This is a genomic window from Aquabacter sp. (genome assembly GCF_965279295.1).
In the GTDB taxonomy this organism is placed as follows: Bacteria; Pseudomonadota; Alphaproteobacteria; order Rhizobiales; family Xanthobacteraceae; genus Aquabacter.
Genome location: NZ_CBDIHQ010000013.1, coordinates 274,999 through 289,550, shown reverse-complemented (window position 1 = coordinate 289,550; position 14,552 = coordinate 274,999). Strand labels below are relative to the sequence as shown.

At 62.8% G+C, this 14,552-nt stretch carries 11 protein-coding genes and 2 pseudogenes; 5 read left to right on the top strand and 8 right to left on the bottom strand.

Features of this window, described 5'->3' with window-relative positions:
• Window positions 1–158 precede the first annotated feature (158 nt).
• The 3 genes and pseudogenes from ADADO0_RS08185 to ADADO0_RS08175 all read left to right on the top strand — a co-directional run.
• Window positions 159–362: pseudogene (locus ADADO0_RS08185) on the top strand (OB-fold nucleic acid binding domain-containing protein); the annotation flags it as partial.
• Between the two features lie 134 nt (window positions 363–496).
• Window positions 497–1,357, top strand: a complete 861-nt coding sequence (locus ADADO0_RS08180) for an aldo/keto reductase family oxidoreductase (RefSeq protein WP_511304627.1) — start codon at window positions 497–499, stop codon at window positions 1,355–1,357.
• A gap of 313 nt (window positions 1,358–1,670) precedes the next feature.
• Entirely contained in the window at window positions 1,671–2,060 is a 390-nt protein-coding gene (locus tag ADADO0_RS08175) for a RidA family protein (RefSeq protein WP_511304626.1), read from the top strand.
• Between the two features lie 89 nt (window positions 2,061–2,149).
• Here the strand turns inward: ADADO0_RS08175 and ADADO0_RS08170 are convergent, their stop codons facing one another.
• From ADADO0_RS08170 to ADADO0_RS08145, 6 genes and pseudogenes are all read right to left on the bottom strand, one after another.
• Window positions 2,150–4,168, bottom strand: coding sequence for a putative bifunctional diguanylate cyclase/phosphodiesterase (locus tag ADADO0_RS08170; RefSeq protein WP_511304625.1), 2,019 nt, complete (start codon window positions 4,166–4,168; stop codon window positions 2,150–2,152).
• 250 nt (window positions 4,169–4,418) lie between these two features.
• Window positions 4,419–5,057 (bottom strand): annotated as a pseudogene (locus ADADO0_RS08165) (alpha/beta hydrolase family protein).
• Window positions 5,058–5,139: 82 nt separating this feature from the next.
• Complete coding sequence (gene mqo, locus ADADO0_RS08160; RefSeq protein ID WP_511304624.1) at window positions 5,140–6,636, bottom strand: malate dehydrogenase (quinone); 1,497 nt, start codon at window positions 6,634–6,636, stop codon at window positions 5,140–5,142.
• Window positions 6,633–7,019 (bottom strand): cupin domain-containing protein, encoded by a 387-nt coding sequence (locus tag ADADO0_RS08155; protein ID WP_511304623.1) that lies wholly within the window; start codon window positions 7,017–7,019, stop codon window positions 6,633–6,635. Before ADADO0_RS08155 ends, mqo begins: the two co-directional genes overlap by 4 nt.
• 64 nt (window positions 7,020–7,083) lie before the next feature.
• Window positions 7,084–7,794, bottom strand: coding sequence for a DUF1275 family protein (locus tag ADADO0_RS08150; RefSeq protein ID WP_511304622.1), 711 nt, complete (start codon window positions 7,792–7,794; stop codon window positions 7,084–7,086).
• Window positions 7,791–9,059, bottom strand: a complete 1,269-nt coding sequence (locus ADADO0_RS08145; RefSeq protein ID WP_511304621.1) for a threonine/serine exporter family protein — start codon at window positions 9,057–9,059, stop codon at window positions 7,791–7,793. The genes ADADO0_RS08150 and ADADO0_RS08145 overlap by 4 nt, the downstream gene beginning before the upstream one ends.
• A 281-nt stretch (window positions 9,060–9,340) precedes the next feature.
• Between ADADO0_RS08145 and fumC the strand changes: the two genes are divergently transcribed.
• Window positions 9,341–10,834 carry a class II fumarate hydratase gene (gene fumC / locus ADADO0_RS08140; protein ID WP_511304620.1) on the top strand — a complete coding sequence of 498 codons (1,494 nt, stop codon included), beginning with the start codon at window positions 9,341–9,343 and terminating at the stop codon, window positions 10,832–10,834.
• A gap of 236 nt (window positions 10,835–11,070) precedes the next feature.
• On the opposite strand, the gene ADADO0_RS08135 is transcribed toward fumC, so the two are convergent.
• Window positions 11,071–12,192, bottom strand: coding sequence for an alpha/beta hydrolase family protein (locus tag ADADO0_RS08135; RefSeq protein WP_511304619.1), 1,122 nt, complete (start codon window positions 12,190–12,192; stop codon window positions 11,071–11,073).
• A gap of 122 nt (window positions 12,193–12,314) precedes the next feature.
• Window positions 12,315–13,292, bottom strand: a complete 978-nt coding sequence (locus ADADO0_RS08130) for a Bug family tripartite tricarboxylate transporter substrate binding protein (protein WP_511304618.1) — start codon at window positions 13,290–13,292, stop codon at window positions 12,315–12,317.
• A gap of 256 nt (window positions 13,293–13,548) precedes the next feature.
• Between ADADO0_RS08130 and ADADO0_RS08125 the strand changes: the two genes are divergently transcribed.
• Window positions 13,549–14,463 (top strand): LysR family transcriptional regulator, encoded by a 915-nt coding sequence (locus ADADO0_RS08125; protein ID WP_511304617.1) that lies wholly within the window; start codon window positions 13,549–13,551, stop codon window positions 14,461–14,463.
• Window positions 14,464–14,552: the final 89 nt, after the last annotated feature.

The window sequence follows — 14,552 nt, the reverse complement described above, 5'->3', positions numbered from 1 at the left end:
CCCACCAGAGCAGAACCGATCAGGTGGACCCCGCACTTTCTCGGCCGGCGTTAACTGATGTGGTGGACCATGCAAGAAACCACCAAGGCGGAGGAACGACCGGGGAAGAGGGGGGTAAGGACGACATCGACATCTTGAAGTTCATGAAGGTCGATGTGCTGGCGTTGACCCTACGCGATCACCCCGTCACATTCCTCTGCTCGAGCCTCAAAAGCCGCCGCATTATAACCAGCGCTGAGGCTACGGCAGCACGAGACCGTCGATGGGTGGAGGTTGCAGGCCTTGTACTTGTGCGCCAGCCGCCTGGCTCCGCAAAGGGGGTGATGTTCATCACAATCGAGGACGAGACCGGTGTTGCCAACCACCGCCAGGAAGGCGTTCACATCCGCCAAATGATGCGCCATTGTCCGCCAATCCGTACAGGCCGTTCGGATTGTGGGCGATTATCATGCAGCGCGGCAAGGTCTAGATCTGCGTCCTTCCAAGGGAGACCGCCATGACGACATCGACTTACGCCTTCGCCGGCCGGACCGTGAACCGCATGGGGTACGGCGCCATGCAGCTTGCGGGGCCTGGGGTGTTCGGCCCGCCCAGGGACCGCGCCGCCGCTTTGGCCGTGCTGCGCGCCGCGTCGGACGCCGGCGTCAACCACATCGACACCAGCGACTTCTACGGCCCGCACATCACAAACCAGCTGATCCGGGAGGCCCTTCACCCCTACGCCTCGGATCTCCTCATCGTGACCAAGATTGGCGCTGTCCGGGGGCCGAACGCGGAATGGCGGCCCGCCTTCTCCGCGGAAGACCTGACACGGGCCGTCCACGACAACCTCAGGAATCTGGATCTTCAAGTTCTCGACGTGGTCAATCTGCGTGTCATGTTCGACGTCCATGGCCCGGCCGAAGGCTCGATCGAGGCGCCCCTGACGGCCCTCGCCGAACTCCAGAGACAGGGCCTGGTCCGGCACATCGGGCTCAGCAACGTGACACCCGCCCAGTATGCGCAAGGCCGCGCGATCACCCCGATCGTTTGCGTGCAGAACCAGTACAATCTCGCCCATAGGATGGACGATGCGTTTATCGACCAACTGGCGGCGGACGGGGTCGCCTATGTGCCCTTCTTCCCCATCGGCGGCTTTTCGCCCCTCCAGTCGGAGGTCTTGAACCAGGTCGCGGCCGACCTCGGCGCGACGCCCCTCCAGGTCGCTCTCGCCTGGCTGCTGCGCCGCTCGCCCAACATCCTGCTGATCCCGGGCACCTCGTCGCCGGCGCATCTGGCCGAGAACCTCGCCGCGGCCGATCTCACGATCCCCGACGCCGCGATGGCCGGCCTCGATGCAATCGGGCATGGCGCCTAAGCTGTTGTCCATCCGACGCGTATGGAAGCCCTATCGTGCCTGGAGCCGTCATGGGCTGCCGGACTTAAGACGACCATTGTGAAAGGTTCAGGTCCACCTGAACCGGACACGCCGCCTCGCACCAGGAGCGCAGATCGCTAGAGCATTTTCGATGAACCCCGGTTCACCGAAAATGCTCTAGGTTTTTGTTTTTACGCATTTTCTTCACGCGAACCGGAACCCACTTCGCTTGAAAATGCTCTAACATCCGGAAACTGAAGCGTGTGTGTTTGAATTTAAGCTTCGCTGCAAAGAATATGGAGGAGGACGTCTCGTGCTGAAAACGAACAATCCAGCCGGTATCGCGCCGCCCGCGGCAATGTACAGCCACAGCGTTGAAGTGCCGCCGAATGCACGCTGGCTCTATATCGCCGGCCAGGTGGGGATGCGCCCTGACGGGACGCTGGCGGAGGGCTTCGAAGCCCAGCACGATCAGATCTGGCAGAACACGTTGGCCATTCTCGCCGATGCTGGAATGGGTCCGGAAGACATCGTCCGCTTGAATGTCTATTCGACCGATCCGGAAGGGCGAAAATTTCTGACGCCGCATCGCAAGAAATACCTCAGCCCTGGGCATGTGCCCGCCTCGACCTGGGTCGTGGTCTCCCGCCTCGCCATGCCAGAATGGCTGGTTGAAATGGAGACCGTGGCGGCGAAGGTCTAAAGGGCATTCCAGGCCTGACGTCGCATGCCTGTTCCCGCTCCTCCCTGAGGCGGACGCATCGCTGTCCTCGGGGAGGTTGCCGTGTGGCGTTACGTCGGTAGCGGTTCGATCACGCCCATCTTGAAGCCGAGGGGAGGCGGCGGGTTCGGGCGGCCGAGAAGATAGCCTTGGATCTCGTTGCAGCCCTCCGACTGGAGCAATTGCAACTGCTCGCGGGTCTCCACCCCTTCTGCCAGCACGCTGATGTGGAGGCTTTTCCCGAGTGCCAGAACAGCGCGGATGATCGCCCGGTCCGGTGCGCTGTGCTCGACGTCGCTGATGAACGAGCGGTCGAGCTTGATGCGGTCGAATGGGAAGGAGCGCAGGGTTTCCAGCGAGGAATAGCCGGTGCCGAAGTCGTCGATGGCGATGGTGGCACCCAGGGCCTTGATCTGCCGCAGGGCACTGAGGGTGCGCACCTTGTCCTGGATGATGGCGGTTTCGGTGATTTCCAGCTCAAGCCGGTCGGCCTTCAGCCCGGTCTCGGACAGCACCCGTTCAACGATCTCCGGCAGGTCGCTATGGGCGATCTGCACGGCGGACAGGTTCACCGCGATCTTGTCGGCGTTTCCCCACGAAGCCGCTTCCCTGCAAGCCTCGCGCAGGACCCACTCGCCGATTGGAATGATGGTGCCGGTTTCCTCCGCCAGCGCGATGAATTCCACCGGCGGGATATAGCCGCGCTCGGGATGGTTCCAGCGCAGCAGGGCCTCATAGCCCAGCACTTCGCGTTTGGCGACGTCGGTCTGCACCTGAAAATGGAGGGACAGCTGGTTGCGTTCAATGGCCCGCTTGAGGTCCATCGCGAGGTCGCGGCGGGCGCGGGCGGTCTCGTCCATCTCCGGTTCATAGAAGCACACCGCCCGCGAAAGGTCGGACTTCACGCGATACATGGCGAGATCCGCATTGCTGATGAGGCGGGCCGCGGTGTCGCCATCCTGCGGGTGAATGGACACGCCGATGCTGGCGCCGGGAACCGCCTCGAACCCATCGCTCACGATAGGCGTGAAGAACACAGTCTCCAGCCGCGCGAGGAAGTCGGTCAGGTCCTTTTGCTGCGTGAAGCACTTCACCGCGGCGAATTCATCGCCGCCGATGCGCGCGACGAACTCACCGTCCTTCAGTGTGGCGCAGAGGCCGTCAGCGATGGCCCTGAGCGCCTGGTCGCCGGCTTCATGGCCCCTGATATCGTTGATCTCCTTGAACTTATCGAGGTCGACGCCAATCACCGCGACCTTTGCTCCGGCTTGCCGGGGGCGTGCCAGCTGCTGGTTCAGGTGGTTCAGGAAGCTGGTGCGGTTCGGCAGCCCGGTCAGCGCGTCGTTCAGGGCCATTTGCCGGAGCACGTCGAGATTCTTCTCGGAGACGTCTGCATCGATCATCTGGCTGACCACCCCGGTGCCGACGATCAGCATCGCCACGCCGGCAACGGCGACCGCCATGGAAGCCACTTCAGCAGGGTCGCCGAGCGACCCTCCGGCCGCCATGGGCAGGACCGACACGGCCGTCATGCCCGTGAAGTGAAGGGACACCACCGCAGCGACGAACAGCCCAACAGCCAGGGGCAGGCGCCCGTCGGTTGCCAGAAGCATGGCAAGCGCGCCGAACACCATGGACAGGGCGACCGACGCCGCGACGTAGCCCATCTCCCATCGGATGAGGCCCTCGACGTGGTAGGCCATCATTCCCGTGTAGTGCATCGCGGCAATGAACAGGCCGAGCAATGCGCCGGCGGCAATCGCCTTGAGGCGACCCGGCGTGGCTGCGAGATGGAAGGTTGCGGCGCTGCCTGCGATCACGATCAGCAGCGAAATCATGGTGAGAATCGGATCATAGTGGACCGGCGCGTTCACCTCATAGGCCAGCATGGCGATGAAGTGCGTACACCAGACCGAGCAACCAGCGGCGATCGCGCCGAGGAAGATCCAGCCCGACCTTTGGACCCCGCGCCGCTGCACCGCCCGTCGGAACAGAGCGAATGCAACGACACCGCCACCGATGCAAACCAAGGCGGAAAGCGCAACCAGCCAGAGATTATGGAGCGTTGCGATACAGGCAATGACACGCATATAGAACTCGACGGTGGCGCGTTGCGACGGGCACGCGTCAAGATTGCGCGGCTGGCCCTGCTCGATAAAGGAAAGTATTTCCTGGCGGACGGCGGAAAATACTGTTTCCTGCGGCAAAAGTAAGCGCGTCAAAAACGCCTGCCGCCCGTCCGTGATCGCTTGTTAGACAGTTCTGAATTCTCGTCGGATGGCTTCAGCTGTCTGGAGGTACACCGTTCACGTTGAAGCTCGCGATCTTCATCGGTGGCCGTCACGGCGTGATCCGCGCAGCCCAGGTCGAAACGGCTTGCGCCATGGTGTGCAGGTGGTCGGCGGCTGAAAACCCGGAGATGCTTTTTCACGGCTTCAGATCGTGGTCGCCGTCCTCAAGCCACAGAAACTCAATCGCCGCGGACAGCTTGAACGACACGGCTTCCTCGCGCGTCCCGAACGCGTCTCTCGTGCCTTGCACGATAAGGGCTGGGGTCTTGAGATGGAGGAGATGCCCGGTCCGTAGCTGGTCAGGCTTGGCTGGGGGATGAAAGGGATAACCCAGGCACAGGAGGCCGGATATTTTCCCTAAGGAGAAGAGGTCGTCGGCCACCATGCTGGCGACCCGGCCCCCCATCGATTTGCCGCCGATAATGAGCGGGGTGGCGGCATTCAGAGCATCGACGGCAGCGACAAACGCGGGATTGAGGGTTTCCGCGCGCGGTGGCGGCTTGCGGGCGCCTTGCCGTCGGGCCGCCATGTAATCGAATTCGAAACGCGCAACGCGGAAGCCTGCTTCCGCCAACGCGGTCGTCGATGCAGCCATGGCGCGGGAATCCATGGGAGCACCGGCGCCATGGGCCAGCAGGAGAGTGAACTGAGCGTCTTCAGGCCCATCCAGCAGAAAATGCACGGTCATCCGATTTCAGGGCGTTGGGTGCGGCCGCGCCTTGATCCATCACCGCGGGCCGCCTCTTTACAGAGGTGGCCGGCGGTTCAGATCAGATGTTATCGATCTTGAGAATGGGCGCGGTCGCAGCGCGGGTCGCGCGGCAGGCGTCGCCATCCTTGGTGAGGTCGATGCCATAGGTCGGGATGATGCGCTTGAGGGCCGGCAGCCAGGCATCGTCGGTGAGCTTGTCGGCAAAGCAGGCGCGCAGCACCTCCATGGTGATGAACGCCGCCGTGGATGCGCCGGGGGAGGCGCCGAGCAGCGCGACCAGAGACTTGTCTGCCGCGGGCACGATTTCGGTGCCGAATTCGAGATATCCGCCGCCGTCCTTGTAGGGCTTGATAACCTGCACCCGCTGCCCGGCCACGGCCTCCTTCCAGTCCGCTGGCTTGGCGTTCGGGAAGAACGCCTTGAGCATCTCGAACTGGTGGTGGTGGGTCTGGAGCACCTGGCCGATCAGATACTCCGTGAGCGCGACGTTGTGCCTGGCCACGTCGAGAAGCGGCACGATGTTGTCCAGGGTGATCGAGCCGAACAGGTCTGTCAGCGAACCGTGCTTCAGGAACTTGGTGGAGAAGCCGGCGTAGGGGCCGAACAGGAGGGAGGTCTTCCCGCCGATCACCCGCGTGTCCAGATGCGGCACCGACATGGGCGGCGAGCCGGTGGACGCCTTGCCATAGACCTTGGCATGGTGCCGCGTCGTGACGGCGTCCACGTCGCAGCGCAGCCAGATGCCGCTGACCGGGAAGCCGCCATATCCCTTGCCCTCGGGAATGTCCGACTTCTGAAGCAGATCGATGGACGCCCCGCCCGCGCCGATAAAGACGAAGCCGGCGGAGACCGACTGGCGTTCGCCGCCCTTGGTATCCTTGAAGGTGACGAGCCAGCGGCCGTCCGGCTGGCGGTCGAGCCCTTCGACCTGGGTGCCATAATGCAGGTCGAAGCCGGGCTGGGCCTTGAGATGGGCGACGAGGAGATGGGTCAGTGAGCCATAATCCACGTCCGTGCCGGTGATGATGCGCGTCGCGGCAACCGGCTGGCTCGGGTCGCGGCCCTCCATGGTGAGGGGCGCCCACTTATCGATCTCCGCGCCGTCCTCGGTATATTCCATGCCGTGATAGCAGTGGTGAGCCGACATCGCCTCGAAGCGCGCCTTGAGGAAGGCGACGTTCTCAGTGCCCCACACCATGCTCATGTGCGGGCAAGGATGGATGAAGGCCCTCGGGTCGGGGATCGCGCCCTTGGTCACCAGATAGGCCCAGAGCTGGCGTGAAAGGTCGAACTCGGTGTTGACCTCCAGCGCCTTGGAAATATCCACCGTGCCGTCGGGGCGCTGGGGCGTGTAGTTCAGTTCGCAATTGGCCGCGTGCCCGGTGCCGGCATTGTTCCAAGCCTCCGAGCTTTCCTGCGCGCAGTCGTCCAGCCGCTCGAACATCATCATGCTGTAGGACGGGTTCAGTTCCTTGAGCACGGTGCCGAGCGTCGAGCTCATGATGCCGGCGCCGATCAGGACCACGTCGGTATGAGAGGAAGAGGGGGTCGTCATACAGCCGTTTCCTTGCTGGGGGTCGGGGTGAAGCGCAGGTCCTGTCCCTCTTCGTAGACCACATAGGCACGGCGCCAGGGCTCATCGCCGATGAGCCGCCATTTGTGGCCCGAGCCGGTGTTGTCCTGGGCCAGCAGCACGTCGCCCGGCTTGATGATGAAGGTCGCGCCGGACTTGGTCTCGAACTCGAGCGTGCCGGCAAGGGTGAGGACGTAGCGTGGCACCGGATCCTGATGCCACTCATAGGAGCCACCGGACTGGGTCTCCTGGAAGGAGATGTACTTGGCACTCACGGGGAGCCCGACGAAGTCCCCGCGCGCGCCTTCTGTCAGGGTCACTTCACCCTCTTCGAACAGGGAATTGCCGTCCGGTCCCGTCCACATTCGCACGCATCGGATCATGTTGCTGCCCCTCTCCGGCTTCGGCCTATGCCGAGGCCAATCCCGTTCATCTGCGAACCTGCCACGCCCAGATCGCGGCGGAAACCGCCGTCGCCACGAACCAGGTTCCGTCCGCCAGCAGCATTGCGGACAGCGAGCCGATCACGCACCCGGACAGAAAGCCCACGGCAATGGGCCAGGTGGCCCGCCACTGGGCACGGGCAATGGAATAGTCCGCGTCTTTGCCGGTCCGCGTCGCCATGGCGACCAGGGCTAGCGTGCATTCGACGATATTGCCGGTCATCACGGCGGTGGTCGGCGCATGGGCCCGGCTGAGATGGAGCAGCGTGTTCTGGGTCGCCATGGCGGCCACCGCCAGCATGGCCACGAGGCCCGCCCCCCAGCCCTGTGGCGCGCGCGACGGCATGATCCAGATCGCCATAATCGCCCCCGCCGCCAGCAGCAGGGTCTGAAGCCCGAGCAGGAGAAATTCCATCCGGCGGACATCGATGCCGGATCGGCGGACGCCCATGCCGATGCAGGCCACGAAGAAGATGAAGACCGGCACGGCCACCACCTGTGCCGCATGCAGCGCCCGGCCGTCGAACACATTGGCCGCGATCACCACCAGGTTTCCCGTGATATGCGCGGTGAAAAGTCCGCCAAGCAGCAGCCAGCTCGTCACATCCACAAGCCCCGCGAGGAAGCCGAGCATGGCCGGGAACAGGGCCTGATCGGGACCTGCAGCGGCGGTGGGGGAAGCGGCGGGAGCGCTCATCCTGCGCTCCTTGCGTTGTCCCATTTCTGGTAGGCGTCATAAGCGTGCTTCGGCACGACGATCGCGACGGTCATGGTGGCGATTACCAGGATGGCCGTCAGGCCGTCCGTCACCGTCCCCTCCAGAAGAGGAAGCATGTCGGCGGGCGTCGCATGCTGCAGGGCCAGGATGCCCGCGAACATTCTGAACACGAACACGCCCGGCATGAGGGAGACCACGGACGCAAAGCCGATGCCCGCGAAAGGGATGTGGTAGCGCCGGGCCACGGGCGTCAGGATCAGCCCCGCCACCAGTCCCGCCACCCCTGCCCCGACGATCGGCCCCACGCCGAACTGGCCCATGACAAGCCAGCGCGCCGCATCGGCGGCGATGGCAGTGATGATCGGCCATCCGAGCAGTCGCAGCGGCATGGAGAAGAAGATGCTGTAACACGCGGCCGCCGCCCCCGCGGCGAGGACGATCGACCACAAGGCGACGTCCCGGCCGGCGGGGGCCGGCGGAAGGTCGACGCCGCAGACGATCAGCCCGGTCAGGAGGCCCGCGCTGATGGCGGTCAGCAGGGTCGCTGCAAACGCAAGCCGCGACATGCCAATGGGCATCCGGTTGCCCAACAGATCGAGCGCGCCATTGAGGAGAAACGGTCCGGGGACGAGCACCATGCACGGGCAGACGGCGATGAGGCGCAGCTCCGAGCTTAGGTCGGCCCGCACCGCGATCGCACCGATGATCCCCGCGAGGAGGGCAGCCGCGAAGGCCTGTGCGAACCCGTTGCCACCCCTGCGGCCGATGAAACGCCGCAGATAGCCGCCGGCGCCGGCGCTGACAAATATCAACACAACCGACAGGATATGCTCAACGCCGAACGTGATGGAGAGCGCCGCCGCACCGGCGGCGCAGGCTGCTGCGAACACCGTATCCGAATAGGGGGGCAGCGTCTGCGCTGCGGCGACGTCCCGCGCAGCCTCCGCGATTCCGATTCGGCCATCGATCACCGCCTCGACCGCGAGGCTGGTCGCGACCACCCTATTGATGGCAACGGCATCCGGCGTGACGGCCATCATGCGGGAAGGGGGCGTTTGGTCCGACCCGTCTTCGCGGCCCAGAAACAGGAGGCCCCAGTTGGGCGATACCCACAGAGGCGATCCCAATCGGCCTCCCAGGCGCCCCACAGCGCGGATCGTCTCCTCGGTTTCCTGTCCATTGGAATGCAGAACACTGGCGACATCGGCAATGAGCGCAACCGCGCCAGCTTCATTCGCATTCACAATGCCGCCCCCGTCAAAACAGAATGGGTCCCACAATCATAAAGTTGCAGCGCAGCATGAACAATCGCCCAAGCTTAATCGGTGCAATATGTAACCGGCCCACCTCAACCGCGACTATGACATTTAAATCATAGCATCAAGAGGTTAGGGAGCCGTAAAATTGAAATTTCTCTCTTTCCCCCGGGATTGAAGATGCGCAACATTACCTGCGTTGTGCGGAAATCCTAGGGAAGCCGCAACTTGGCCTTGGCCCGGTATATTAAGTCTCGAAAGGCATTGAAATGAGCACTTCTGTAACGCCCCCCACTGGAAGCCATGCGACGGATAACACGCCCATTCCGGTGCTAAAGAATGTGCCGATCGGCCTGGATGCGACGGGGGAGCGCCAAGAGTTCGACTCCATGGGTACTGTCATGGTGCCGGCCGATCGCTATTGGGGCGCGCAGACGCAGCGCTCGCTTCTGCATTTTTCCATCGGCAACGATAAAATGCCGAAGGAGGTCTATCACGCCTACGGGTATGTGAAGAAAGCTGCGGCCATCGTGAACTCCAAGGCCGGACGGCTCGCGGAGTGGCGCGCCCAGGCCATCATCCAGTCTGCGGAAGAGACCATCGCTGGCAAGCTGGACGAGAATTATCCGCTGTATGTCTGGCAGACCGGTTCAGGCACCCAGTCCAACATGAACGTCAACGAGGTGCTCTCGAACCGTTCGATCCAGCTTCTGGGTGGGACACTCGGCACGCAGACGCCGGTCCATCCCAACGATCACGTCAACATGGGGCAGTCCTCCAACGACACCTTCCCGACTGCGATGCATATCGCGACCGTGTTCGAGTTGGACAATGTGCTGATTCCGCAGGCCGAGGCCTTCGCCGCTGCCATCGAGGCGAAGGCGAGCGAGTGGATGCATGTGGTCAAGACCGGCCGCACCCACCTGCAGGACGCGGTGCCGCTGACGGTCGGGCAGGAATGGTCGGGCTATGCCGTCCAGGTGCGCGATGCCCTCGCCAATGTGGTGGCGTCCAAGACCGGCCTTTATAAGCTCGCTGCGGGCGGCACGGCGGTGGGCACCGGCATCAACGCGCCGAAGGGCTTTGGCCAGGACATTGCGCAGACGATCGCCGAACTGACCGGCAAGCCCTTCATCACCGCCCCGAACAAGTTCGCCGCGCAGGGTTCGCTCGATGCGATTGTCGCCACCTCCGCGGCTCTGCGCGGACTGGCGGTGTCACTCATGAAGATCGCCAATGACATGCGGTGGCTGGCCTCGGGCCCGCGCTGCGGCCTGGGCGAACTGCTGCTTCCGCAGAACGAGCCCGGTTCCTCGATCATGCCCGGCAAGGTCAACCCGACCCAGTGCGAGGCCATGGTCATGGTCTGTATCCAGGTGATCGGCGAGGACAATGCGGTCGCCTTCGCCGGCAGCCAGGGCAATTTCGAACTCAATGCCATGCGCCCGATCATCATCAACAACGTGCTGCATATGGCGCGTATTCTGGGCGACATGTGCGAGAAGATGCGGACCTATTCTGTCGAGGGTACGGAATTGAACCGCAAGCGGATCGATGCATCCGTGGATCAGTCCCTGATGCTCGTGACCGCGCTCTCTCCGGTGATCGGCTACGACAACGCGGCCCATATCGCCGAGGCGGCCAATGCCGACGGATCGACACTGAAGGAAGCCGCGCTCAAATCCGGCAAGGTGGACGAGGCCACCTTCGATCGCGTGGTCGACCCGCAGAAGCTGGTCGGCGAGGGCGTCGCAGGCGCCTAAGTCGAGACGTATAAGGATGGCCTGCCTGCCGCTTAGACATGGGTGGCAGGCAGCGCTCATCACCCAAAACAGAGTCGCCGGATACTGTTTCGCGCGAGCCGGACATCTCGTACCGCCATCCGCCGACGTGCCCGCCACCCGACAGCGAGGCGTTGGCGGCTGAAACGAAAAACGGCGTCTCGTTTTGGGCAGAGGCCGGGCCGCTTGATGGCGGCCCGGCCTCTGTGTCGCGTAAGCTATGCTTTCTTCGGGGAGAAAACATTCTCGCTGATCCAGTCGGCGATCCAATTGACCCCGGCCTGGCGGTCGTCGACCTGGCAATGCTCGGCGCCGCCTTCTTCGGCGTCGAAGATCTTCAGCGTCTTGTTGGTGGTGCCAAGCTTTTCATAGAGAATTTCGGCTTCTTCCGGCGGAATGATGCCGTCATTCTTGCCGTGAGCCACAAGGAACGGCGTCTTCACCTCCTGGGCGATGCCTTCCAGGGTGAACTTCTCCATCAGCTTCACCGCGCCGCCGAAATTCAGATCGGGCACGCCGAACACCCAGGGCACCTGGAAGTGCGAGGTGGCGATCGAACCCTTCTTCATCTGTTCCTGGGAGCGCACGAGCCAAGCGTGCATGTCCCACCACATGGCTCCGAAGGCGACGCCGCCGGCATAGCGCGGGTCCAGCGCGGCTATGCGGGGCGCGCAATAGCCACCGAAGCTGTAGCCCATGATTACCACCTTGCTGGTATCCACATCGCCACGGCTGGCGACATAGTCGAACGCGGCCTTGCCCGGCACCTCATAATCCCACCGGCTGGGGATGTTCTGCGTGCGAAGCGCTTCGCCCTGGCCGGGGCCGTCGATGGCGAGCGTATTGAAGCCGCGCCGGGCGAATTCGAGACCGCAGAACAGAGAACTCATCTCCTTGCAATTATCCAAGCCGTCAAACACCACCACCGTGGGGGCCGGCCCCGTAACGCCTTGAGCCTTGATGAAATAGGCCGGCAAGGTCGTGTCCTCGTAAGGCACGTCGACGCGCTCGAAATGGGGATAGCGGATCGAAAACCCCTTTCGGAAACAGTCCAGCGCATTGGCATAGATGGACGATTTCAATTCGCCTGGGGGCACCATCCGCTCGCCGGTGTAATAGTAATAACCGGCCCGCAGATAGTAATCACCGGACGTGAATGTCCGCCCCTTGGCCGCGGCTTCGTCGCCCAGCTTCTTGACGTGATCCGCCATGGCGCACCACTCCTGCCACCAGGCATCTTTGTCCAATGGGTCATTGCCGCGGGCCAGAAGCTTCAGGCCGATCCGCTCGATCTCACCCAGCGCGACCACCCCGTAAGGCGCCATGCCTTTGGTAACCATCGTCGCATTCGACCAAGAAAAATTGCTCCCGAAGTGAGCAGTCCAATTGTTGTTCGACATAAGTCTTCCCTGTTGCACGGCCTCAACTTTGCGTGAGGCCTTTCATGTCCTGTAAATGCGTATTATTGCGGCTCGATGCCGGCCTCCTTGATGACCTGTGTCCAGAGATCAAGGTCGGTGGCCATCAGTTTCGCGAACTGCTCGGGGGAGCCCGCCACGGGATTCATCCCTTGTTCTTGGAACTGAGCGACCACCTCAGGCATGGCGACCACTTTCACCACCGCATCGTGCAGCTTATCGACGATGGCCGCCGGCATGCCCGGAGGGCCGATGAGGCCGAAATAATTGTAGGCGATGAAGTCCTTGAAGCCGGATTCCATCAGGGTCGGGACATCAGGCAGCGCCATCGACCGCTCTCTGCTGGTGACAGCGAGCGCCACGACCGACCCTTTCTTGACCTGCTCGACCTCAACCGGCAGCGCGTCGAACATCACGTCGGTGTGGCCGCCCAGGAGATCGATGAGCGCCGCTGCGGCCCCTTTGTAGGGCACATTCACCATGGTGATGCCGGAGCGCAGCCGGAGCAGCTCCGCGGCGAGCGACAGGGAGCTTGCCGCTCCACCGCCGGAGCCGAAGGTAAGTTTCCCCGGATTGGCCTTGGCGTAAGCGACAAGATCGCCGACGGTCTTGAAGTTCATGGCCGGGCGCGCAACCAGAATAAACGGCCCTTCCGAAACCTCCGAGATCGGGGACATCTTTCGGATGTCATAGGGGAAATCTTTCCTGCCCGGCTGTGTGATCACCGTGCTTGCGGAAATCATGAAGAGGGTGTGTCCGTCCGGCGCGGCGTTGGTGAGTTCGCGATAGGCGGCCTCGAAAAATGCCCCTGGCTTGTTTTCCACGATGACGGGAATGCCCAGCACGCCGCTCATTTTCTGAGCCACGATGCGCGCCGTGACATCGGTCGCGCCCCCGGCCACCACGCCGACGATGATCCGTATGGGCTTCTTTCCAAGATCCTGCGCCTGGGCCGCAAATGAAAGCAGCCCCAATCCGGCGACGACGAGCACGCCCAAAAGCGTGCCGATAATTTTTTTCATGTATTCCTCCCCATTCAAGCCCGCGATTATTTTTGCAGCAGCGTGAGCTGACGCATCCGCGTAGTCTTCGATGTCTCTACATGCAGCCGACCGGTCGGATTACAGCCTCCCTCGCCAAGCGCGTGCTGAACGGCACCGGCGCGCGTCGCCGCCCCGATACCAAGCGAGATGGACTATGAATTGGTCGCGGCTGGAACGATCAGGAAAAATCGGCCAATCTCCTGATCCATTTTGGAACAGCTAGGAGAGCCATCCGATGGATCTCGTCCGATGGATGGAAACGTTCATTGCTGCCTCCTCCTCGCGATCCCTATCCGAGGTGGGGCGCGATCACGGCCTTACGCCGTCGGCTGTCTCAAAGCAGATCGCGGCGCTCGAACAGCAATTGAACGTCAAGCTGATTTCCCGAACGACGCGCGGCCTGTCCCTGACCAGCGCCGGCGAGGCTTTCCTGCCGCGGGCCGTCAAAATCGTGGAGGACATTTCCGATGCCATGAACGACGTGCGTGGCACCTCTCTTTCGCCGAGAGGAACGTTGACGATCGCGGCGCCCGTCGCATTCGGGCGGCTTCACATCGCCCCGGCCATCCCGAAATTCCTGCTCCAGTATCCCGATATCCGGGTGAATTTCGGCCTGTTCGATCGTCAGGTGGACCCTGCGGCCTCTGGCGTCGATATCGCGTTTCGCATGGGGCATCTGAAGGATTCGAGCTTCGTCGCGGCGAAATTGGCCAGCACACGCCGCGTCCTCTGTGCCACCCCGGCCTATCTGGAACGCAACGGCTGGCCGTCGTCGCCGGACGATCTGGTCCATCACGCCTGCCTCGTGCACACCATCTTTGCGGCGCGCAACACTTGGTATTTCAAGCGGGGTTCCGAGGTGCGCGCCGTGCCTGTGAAGGGGCGCATGAGCGCAAACAATTCGGAAGCGCTCTTTCTCGCGGCCCAACAGGGCCTGGGGATCGCGCTGCTCGGCAGTTGGGCGATCACCGAACAGCTAAAAAGCGGGGCCCTCGTGGATCTGCTTCCGGACTGGTCGGGCCAGATCGCGCGCGACACGCGCGATGTCTATGCGGTCTATCAAAGGAGCCAGCACGGATCGCAGCTTTATCGGATCTTCATCGACTTCATGCGCAACCATTTCGGAACGCCAGCCTATTGGGACAGATAACGGACTGGGAAGTATGGCTTCGCCATCTGGTATTTTACCCATTGCCGCGCTTAAAGACCCAAGACCCAATGGCTCGATCCGCGTCGACA